The following is a 9483-nucleotide window of genomic DNA, read 5'->3' on the forward strand; positions in this document are numbered from 1 at the left end:
TGATACAGCAGCAGGCAAAAGACGATGCACAGCCGCAACAGTCCGATATAATCCCTCTGTGGGAGGAAATCTGGCTTAAACAAAAAGAAGAAATCAAAAAGCGCCGCAAAGCTGAGGAAGCGAAACAATCTGAACAATCCGTCAGCGAACCAGTAAAGGCATAATCAGCCGTAACTCCAACATTCGGAGCTACGGCTATTGCCCTTGCTTTTTTCTTTTCTTAATCTGGATTTCCGGCTTTCTTACAAGCTGTTTCTTGCATCTCCGGTCGTTTTTCGACCGGATTTTTTAATTTTACCTACCATATACCTTTTTTCATGGGGCGGGTATAAAACAGGCACCTTGCAAATTAGGCGTACTGCACAAATGGTATTATGCAAAATGGTACAAAATAATTAAACATCTTCCATTTAGACTCTCATAATAATACTTCTTATATCATACTCAGTTTGGGTGAGAAAAAGCGAAGAAAAAGTAATTTGTGCGTTTTGTGCGCTCCATCTGTGCTACAATATAAACTGGGCGAAAGCCTAAGAAAACTTTATAGCAGGAAGCTACTTTTAAGAGCATCGGTTTTTTCCGACGCTCTTTTTTTGTACCCAAAATCCCTTGCCGCTGTGTAGGAGGTATCGAATTTACATATGTTAAGCAAAGAGGAATGGAACGCCAACAAAGATAGCACCAGCATTATTTATTGCTTTGAAGATGGCACGACCAAGGAAATCACAATGGCAGAATATCTGCGCGCCCACCCGGAGCATAGCGCCGAAGATTTTCGTATTATCAAAGAGCTTTCGGATGAACTGTTACACACTTTCTATCTATCGGATAAACGCGCAGAAAATTATCTTTCTGATCGTACATTTGAAACAGCTACGAAGCATATCGCATCCTCGGAACTGGGGCCGTTGGAAAGCCTGCTGCGAAAAGAACAGCTTCGCTTTGCTTTTCGTGTAGCTGCGCGCCTGCTGCACAGCGGCAAGCTGACAGCTGTACAGCGCCGCTGCTTTATTGCATATTTCATCAAGGGTAAAACCGTAGCCGAAATTGCGCATGACGAAAAAACCTACCGCATGACAATCTGGCGGCATATTCGCCGCTTAGAAGCCGCCCTGCGCGACGCCGTTTGATATGTGTTCCATTGGAACACTTTTTTTATTTTCTGAAATGAGGAGTGAACACTATGCCAAAATTCACACCGCAGCAGCTTGATGAGCTTTATCACCAGACGCTTGCGGAATTTGCTGCATCCCCGGAGAAATGGACGAGCTTTCTCGACACAGCAGCACGACTGTACAAGTATGATTTCAAATCACAGGTATTGATCTGGTCACAGCGACCGGATGCAACGGCCTGTGCCGAGCTGCCGCTGTGGAACGAACGCCTGCACCGCCGCGTCAATCGCGGCTCAAACGGTATCGGTATCGTTGATAACAGCAGCGGTCAGCCGCGCATCAAGTATCTGTTCGATATTTCGGATACTTCACCGCGCGACCCGTCCGTCGCACCGCCGTATATCTGGCAGATGCGGAACGATGCATACGATACAGTTCTGGACGGTATCTCTGCCGCATTGGGCGAGAATATGCAGACCGATTTTGATTTCCCTATTAACCTGTATCTGTCCGCCCAGTGCCTTGCTGATAAGAAAGCCAGCGAGTACACCGATAACACCGATTTAATCCGCATCGCAGTAAAGTCCACTGCTTATAGCGTCTTGCAGCGCTGTGGCTTTGAACCGTCGCAGTACATCTCGGATATTCCCACCGGAAACCTCTCTCCTAACGAGCTTGCGCTTGTCGGACAGATTACGCAGGAAGCGTCTGAAACGGCATTACGCTCGATTGAGCAGTCGATGAAGAACTTGGACGGTTGTAAACTTTTTCGATTTACAACGCGAAAGCGTATTGCAGAACAGCCTTCTATGTTGTATAATAAAGGTACTGAAAGAGTATCTGAACCGACAAAGGAAGGAGCTGTTATAGATGGCAAAACTGTCGAAGAAAGTGTATTACCACGAGGGGCCGGACGGCAAGATGCACCCCGATCTGGTAAAGCCGGAGTACGGCGAATGGGGAGCAGCGCGTCTGAGGTACATGAAGCAGTACCTGCCGGAGGAACTGATGGAATTGCTTCGGAATTGCGAGCTGAACCACTATCTGAACAAGCTGGATCGCCGCGCGATGGACAAATTCGAGTCGCTGGTAGCACAGAAAGCGAAGCATCATGGCGTGACAGAGGAACTGAAAGAACGCGACCCGATGCAGTGGATCGGTCTGATGGGCAACATTCAGCACGAAGTGACGCAGATCATCGAGGAAACCTTCATTTATTAAACAGCCAAACAGCAGCAGAGCCGGAAAAGCCTGCTGCTGTTGCTTTTGAGCAGATGTCGCTGACGGACGATGGCGGCAATGTGTTCGAGCCGAACACACAGCCTGCCGCACCTGCTTCTGATGTGTTCGATTGGAACACGCCTGATGTGTCAGACGATGTAATCAATCGTATGCTGACCGCGGGCGGCAACAGCACCCATAGCCGCGAGCGTATCGCGGCTTTTTTCATGCAGCCAAATGTCCAACCTGCGGACGCTGCTACATTCCTGCGGCGAGAATACCGCATAGGCGGTGCGGGCGTGCGCGTCCATAACATTGACCATTCCCTCTGGTTTGACGGCAACGGTCTGCGTATTGCACGCGGTCACGATACCCGCACGCCGCGCGCTGCTGTACTGACTTATGAAGATGCAGCTAATCGTATCTCCACGCTGCTGAAAAACGGCCGGTATGCGACAGCGACTGAACTTACAGATGCCAAGCCGAACGAATATCGTGAACTTGCATCGGAAATCTGGCACACCTATCACGATATGAGCGAAGAAGCGCGGGAGCAAGGCTTTTTTGCGCAGACAAAGGAATTTGCTAACGATGTTTTCCCTCCGGCTGTTGAGAAGCTGACCGCAGCACTGAGCGACCCTGCACAGCGCGCCGTACTGACCGGTGAAATGACGGACTACGCACGCGCTGTGCAGCGAAACAGTGATCTTTGCCGCTTTCGCTTCAATGTGCAGCGTTCCGAAGATGCGGCAGAACGTTTGCAGCGTACTGAGCGCATGACAGCGCTCTATGCTGCCGCAGACGGCTTTGAACCGGCGCGTGCAACCTTTATCACGCAGGACGAGATCGACGAAATGCTGCGCAGCGGCAGCGGCATAGAGCGCGGCAAAAAGCGCATTTCTGAGTTTTATGCAGAAAACCATACACAGAAAGAACGCATCGAATTTCTGAAAAATGAATATGGTACGGGCGGTCGCGCTTATGGCGGTTACAGCGAAAATCATGATCATAAGGGCATTGCCTTTGAACGCAGTGATGCCGATGGTGTCTACGATAAGGTAACACTGTCGTGGAGCCAAGTCGATCACCAGATTGGTACGCTCATTCGTCAGAACCGCTATCTGACACCGGAGGAACAGCAGCGTTATGAAGTGGAGCGCCTTGCTGCATTGGACGCTTCCGAACCGCAAATGGATATTGTGGAGGACGATGATTTCCCTGATATTAACCCGGCAGAGGTGCGCGAAGCGCTTGCAAGGAACGGCATTGTTAATGGTGAAGTAGTCGAACCGGAAAAACTGAATAGTAATCCATTTATTCAGCAGGTAATATCTGATGTTGAGAGCGTTTCGCAAAATGATGTGTTCCAATCGAACACACAAAAGCAGCAAGCGCCGGTTGACACACCGAACGACTATAATTCCATTAAACTGAATGCGTCTTACGCAGACAGTATCGTACTGTTTCAAGTAGGCGATTTCTTTGAAATGTTTGGTGAGGATGCAAAACAGGCTGCGGCTCTGCTGGAACTGAACCTTACCACGCGCGAACTTCCCGGTACTGGTCGTGTAGAGATGTGCGGCATCCCGGCGCACAGCTTGGAGCGGTATGTGGAGAAGCTGCGCGACAAGCATGATGTAACGATTGCCGCCACCAAAGGTAAAAGCACCGAACGCCATGTCTATACTATGCGTTCCATCGACCATGAAGCAGAAGATGCTATAAACGCTTACGAAACTGAATTCGGTGCAGACGGCTTGCGAGCATTCCGCGATACTTCTGCCGAAACACAGGCGAATGTGTTCCAATCGAACACGCGGAGTGCTGAGCCGACACAGCCTAAGCAGTTCATTGCCCATTTCTATGTTGCCGAGGATATTCAGAAACGCGGCGCTCTGGACATCAAGAAATTTCATTCTCTTGAAGATGCTCTGAACGCTTACCATAAACTCCCGAACAACCAGAGAAAAGCGCTGGGAGCAATGAATACCGAAGATCTTCCGGGCAGTCTGGATTTTGTGCAGTGCGTAGACGGCAAGGACACCATTATTCAGGATTATACTAAGGTGGCAGGCTGGCAGAACGCCGAAGTCCTTAACAGTATCGCCCAGATCGAACGATCTCTCAACACCAGAGAAGCTGTGTCTGTTCCTACGAAGAATGTGTTCCAATCGAACACGCCGGAAGAACCGGACAGCGACCGCTATGAGATCTACCAGCTTACGGCTGATCCAGCCAATGCAAAACTGCTGTTTACTTCTTACGACGGGATTCATGCGGGCGGCATGACGATAAACCGCAGCAACTACGAGCTGAAATATTCCGCACCGCTCACCCCGGATACCACATTGGACAGCATTTATGTTCAGTTCAATATCAACCATCCTGCCGACTTCACCGGTCACAGCCTGTCGGTTTCGGATATTGTGGTGCTGCACCGGAATGGACAGGATACCGCGCACTATGTGGACAGCATCGGCTTTGCCGATGTACCGGAGTTCCTTACCGAGCAGACGCAGGAGAATGTGTTCCAAAGGAACACGCCGCCGGAGCGTGATGTGTTCGAGGGCAATTCTCCGGCAGAACGCGCAGAACTGGCCGCGTCTGACCCAGACAATGATGTGTTCGATGGGAACACATTGACTGAAGCGGTACAGAGCGCCGAAGCGCATACTGCCGAGGACAGCGATCTCAAAACCGCAAAGCAGTTGATCAACGATTACTGTATCGAGGAATTTGATACAATGGCTGACTTCTCCGACCTTTCTGATGTTGGTCTGGCATACAGCACAACGGAAGACGATGAGCATGAAATACAGGTCAGCGCCGATCTGAACACTTATTGCATCAATTACGCCGTAGATGGTGAAACGGTTCACAGCGTTTCGTTCGATAGTCTGCATGAACTCAACGATCATTTTGCGAGCCTCTATTTCGATGCGATGATCTCCGATGCAGAATACCACTATTACGAGCTGCACCCGAATGAGAAAACGGAGAATGTGTTCCAGTCGAACACGCCAGCCGACAACTCTATCATGGTGCGCTGTGAATGGAGTGAAAGCAGTGCGTTTGAGGACGGCAAACTGTATCCAATCGCAGAATTTGACCGCTTAATGAGAAAAGCGGATGAGGATTTTGTTTCCGGTCGGGAAACCATCGAGCAAAAGTATGGTTCATTGGAAAATGCTTTCGATGCCGGATATGAAGAAGCATACCAGTATGCCGGTTACAATAAAACCAAGTTTACGCTGTTGCTGCCGGACGGCAGAACGTTCACCGAGCGTCAGGATATTGGTGACGGTGACGGCGGCCTGCTGGATTTCCTCAGTCAGTATCCAGCCTATAATGATATTATGCCTATGCTGCGTGAAGCAGCAGGAAGTATGCCGGAACCGGAGAATGTGTTCCATTGGAACACGCAGGACTACCATGCAGGCGATACTGTTTATCTGGATGGCAAGCCGTTCGAAATCACCGAGATTGGCAAACTCAATATACAGCTCCGCGACCCGGCGCAGCCTTATCCGATTTTCCGGTCGGAAAGCCAAGAAAGCCTTGCGCGGCTGATGGCGCAGGACGAACGCAATGCGGCACCCGATGTGTTCCAATCGAACACGCAGGAAACTGCTCAGACGGACGGCGCACAGCCGGTATCCATTATGATCGACGGCAAGTGGACAGAGTTTCCCTCGGTGCAGGAGGCAGAAAAAGCCTCGCTTGAGGAATACCGCAATGCGCTGCGCCGCAATCCGCCCACTTTCCATATTACCGATGACAACCTCGGCAACGGTACGCTCAGCGAGAAGTTCGACCGCAATATTGCTGCGATCCGCCTGCTGAACCAGCTCGAAACCGAAAACCGTCCGGCAACCGCCGAGGAACAGCAGGTGCTCTCTCAGTATGTTGGCTGGGGCGGCATGGCAAGCGCGTTCAGTCCCAACAACCGCCGTTATGAACAGCTGCGCAGTCTGCTCACTGAGGACGAATATAAGGCCGCACGCGCATCTGTCCTTAACTCGCATTACACCTCGCCGGTCATTATCAAGGCAATGTATACTGCGCTCGGTCAGATGGGTTTTGAGGGCGGCAAGGTGCTGGAGCCGTCCATGGGTGTCGGCAACTTCTTCGGTCTGCTGCCGGAGAGCATGAAAGACAGTCAGCTCACCGGCGTGGAGCTGGACAGCATCAGCGGACGCATTGCCCGCAAGCTGTATCCGAACGCCGATATTAAGATTACCGGCTACGAGAATACCAAGTTTGCAGACAACTCGTTCGATGTTGCCATCGGCAATGTGCCGTTTGGCGATTACAGCCTGCATGACCGTCGCTACGATAAAGACCACCTGCTCATTCATGACTATTTCTTTGTTAAGACGCTGGATAAGGTTCGTCCGGGAGGTATTGTGGCCTTTGTCACCTCCAAGGGCACACTCGATAAGGCTAATCCTGCCGCGCGCCGCTTAATGGCAGAGCGTGCCGACCTGCTCGGTGCAATTCGTCTGCCCAATACGGCATTCAAGGCAAATGCCGGAGCCAGCGTTACCACCGACATTCTGTTCCTTCAAAAGCGTGACACACCGCCGGAGCAGTTGCCCGCATGGACGGAAACCGGCAAAAATGCAGACGGCATGGAGCTGAACAATTATTTCTTGCAGCACCCGGAAATGATTCTGGGTACGATGCAGGAGGTCACAACTCAATACGGTAAGGATACCGCCTGCGTCCCCGATCCGAATGTCGAACTGGAAGATCTGCTCTCCGCAGCAGTTCTTCACCTCGGTCACGAGAATGTGTTCCAGTCGAACACGCTCATTGAGGACGATGTGTTCCAATCGAACACGCAAGAACCGCCTGCACCAGAAACCGCTGATGTGTTCCAGTCGAACACGCCGATGGAAGAGCTGCGTCCGTTCTCCTATGCTGTGCAGGACGGTAAACTAATGTTCAAAGAAGCAGACGGCAATCTTGTACCGTCCGAAATGAACGCTACTGCTGTTAAACGTGCTATCAGCATGATCGGTATTCGAGATGCTGTGCGTAATCTGATCGAAGCCCAGCGTGACGGCTGTGACGATGAGCAACTTCATGCTTTGCAGGCAGACCTCACGCAGAACTACGATACATTCGTAAAGGAGTTCGGCAATATTCATAAGCGCGGCAATAAACTGGCTTTTCGAAAAGATGCTGGGTATCCGCTGCTGCTTGCACTGGAAAAACTGGACGATGAGCAGAATGTAATCGGCAAGACCGCCATTTTCAGCAAGCGCACAATCAGTCCGCATATTGTTGCAACACACGCCGATACGCCAGAGGACGCGCTCGGACTGTCGCTGGCAGAACGCGGCAAAATCGACTTTGCATATATGTCCGCACTGCTTGATGGTATGCCGCAGGAGCAGATTACCACTGCACTGCGTCAGCAGATTTTCCTCGACCCACAAACACAGGAATGGCAGCCTGCGGACGAGTATCTTTCGGGCAATGTACGCGCCAAACTTGATATTGCACGCCTTGCCGCACAGAGCGACCCGGATTTTGCTGTTAATGTGCAAATGCTGGAGCGTGTCCAGCCGGAGCCGCTGACCGCTGCGGACATCAATGTAAAGCTCGGCACAACATGGATACCGCCGGAGGACATCGATCATTTCATCCGCGATGTGCTGCATCCGCCGTTCTATGCACTGAACAAGATTAAAACCTCGTATTCTGATGCTGCAAAGCTCTGGTATGTATCCAATAAGAGTGTAGATAAAGACCCTCATTCGCTGGCATATACGAAATACGGCACTTCCCGCGTGAATGCTTACGAACTTCTGGAACTGTCACTCAATCTGCGCGATGTGCAGGTCAGTGATGTAAAAATCATAGACGGCAAGGAAAAGCGTATTCCGAATACCAAGGAAACCATTAAGGCAAGAAACGCACAGGACGCACTTCGTCAGGCGTTCAAGGACTGGGTATTTGATGATCCTGCGCGCCGCGAACGACTTGTGGGTTATTACAACGAACATTTTAATACCACCCGTCCGCGCGAATTTGACGGCAGTCACCTCACTTTGCCCGGTATCAATCCAAGTATTCAGCTATATTCTCACCAGAAAGATGCAGTTGCCCGTATCCTTTACGGCGGTAATGCGCTGCTTGCGCACTGTGTCGGTGCGGGCAAAACATGGACGATGGCTGCGGCGGCAATGGAGCTGCGGCGGCTCGGACTTTCTCACAAGCCGATGTTCGTCGTGCCGAACTCGCTGACCGAGCAGTGGGGTACAGAATTTCAGCAACTTTATCCCGGTGCCAACATTCTGGTTGCATCCGAAGCAGACTTCACCAAGGAGAACCGCAAGGCGTTCTGCGCACGCATTGCGACCGGCGATTATGATGCGGTCATCATCGGACACACGCAGTTTGAGAAGATACCGCTCTCGCCGGAAAACGAGCGCAGGCACATCGAGCGGCAGCTTGATACACTGGAACTCAGTCTGACCGATGCAAAGCGGAACAAGGACTTAAACTTCACTGTAAGGCGGCTGGAGTCCTCGAAAAAGAAGCTGGAAACCCGTCTGGAAAAGCTGATGGATGCAAAGGAAAAAGACGATGTTGTCACCTTTGAGGAATTGGGCGTTGACCGGCTGTTTGTCGATGAAGCGGACGAATTTAAGAACCTCGCTTTGTTTACAAAAATGCGCAATGTCGGCGGTATCAGCACAAGCGCAGCGCAGAAAAGTGAAGATATGCTCGCTAAGTGCGAATATCTGAACGAGAAAACTGATTATCATGGCGTATGCTTTGCGACCGGCACACCGGTTTCCAATTCCATGACCGAGCTGTACACGATGATGCGCTATCTTCAGAACGATACGCTGGAAAGTGTCAACATGACTGACTTTGACAGTTGGGCATCTAACTTTGGCGAAACGGTGACGGCGATGGAACTGGCACCGGAGGGAACCGGCTACCGTACAAAAACGCGCTTTGCAAAGTTCTGCAATCTGCCGGAACTGATTAACCTTTGGCGGCAGGCGGCAGATATTCAGACCGCCGATATGCTCGATCTCCAGCGCCCGGAAGTGGAATACCACAACGTAAAGGCACAGCCGACAGCGGCACAGCAAGCCATGGTGCAGGAACTCGGCAAACGCGCTGA

3 protein-coding genes are annotated in these 9483 nt (G+C 51.1%); all 3 read left to right on the forward strand.

Features of this window, described 5'->3' with window-relative positions; genetic code table 11:
- Positions 1–641 precede the first annotated feature (641 nt).
- On the forward strand, positions 642–1130 hold the full coding sequence (locus tag C7386_RS12665) for an RNA polymerase sigma factor (protein WP_116705680.1): 489 nt from the start codon (positions 642–644) through the stop codon (positions 1128–1130).
- A gap of 855 nt (positions 1131–1985) precedes the next feature.
- The gene (locus C7386_RS12670; protein ID WP_116705681.1) at positions 1986–2336 is read left to right on the forward strand and encodes a TnpV protein; all 351 of its coding nucleotides are present in this window, start codon (positions 1986–1988) and stop codon (positions 2334–2336) included.
- Positions 2337–2389: 53 nt separating this feature from the next.
- Positions 2390–9483 (forward strand): helicase-like domain-containing protein (locus C7386_RS12675; protein WP_165815559.1); only part of this gene is annotated, 7094 nt, incomplete at its 3' end.

The sequence above is a fragment of the Agathobaculum butyriciproducens genome, from assembly GCA_003096535.1.
GTDB lineage: Bacteria > Bacillota > Clostridia > Oscillospirales > Butyricicoccaceae > Agathobaculum > Agathobaculum butyriciproducens.

Coding starts and splice junctions, on each gene's coding strand:
- C7386_RS12665 (WP_116705680.1), top strand. CDS start 642: ATGTTAAGCAAAGAGGAATGGAACGCCAACAAAGATAGCACCAGCATT.
- C7386_RS12670 (WP_116705681.1), top strand. CDS start 1,986: ATGGCAAAACTGTCGAAGAAAGTGTATTACCACGAGGGGCCGGACGGC.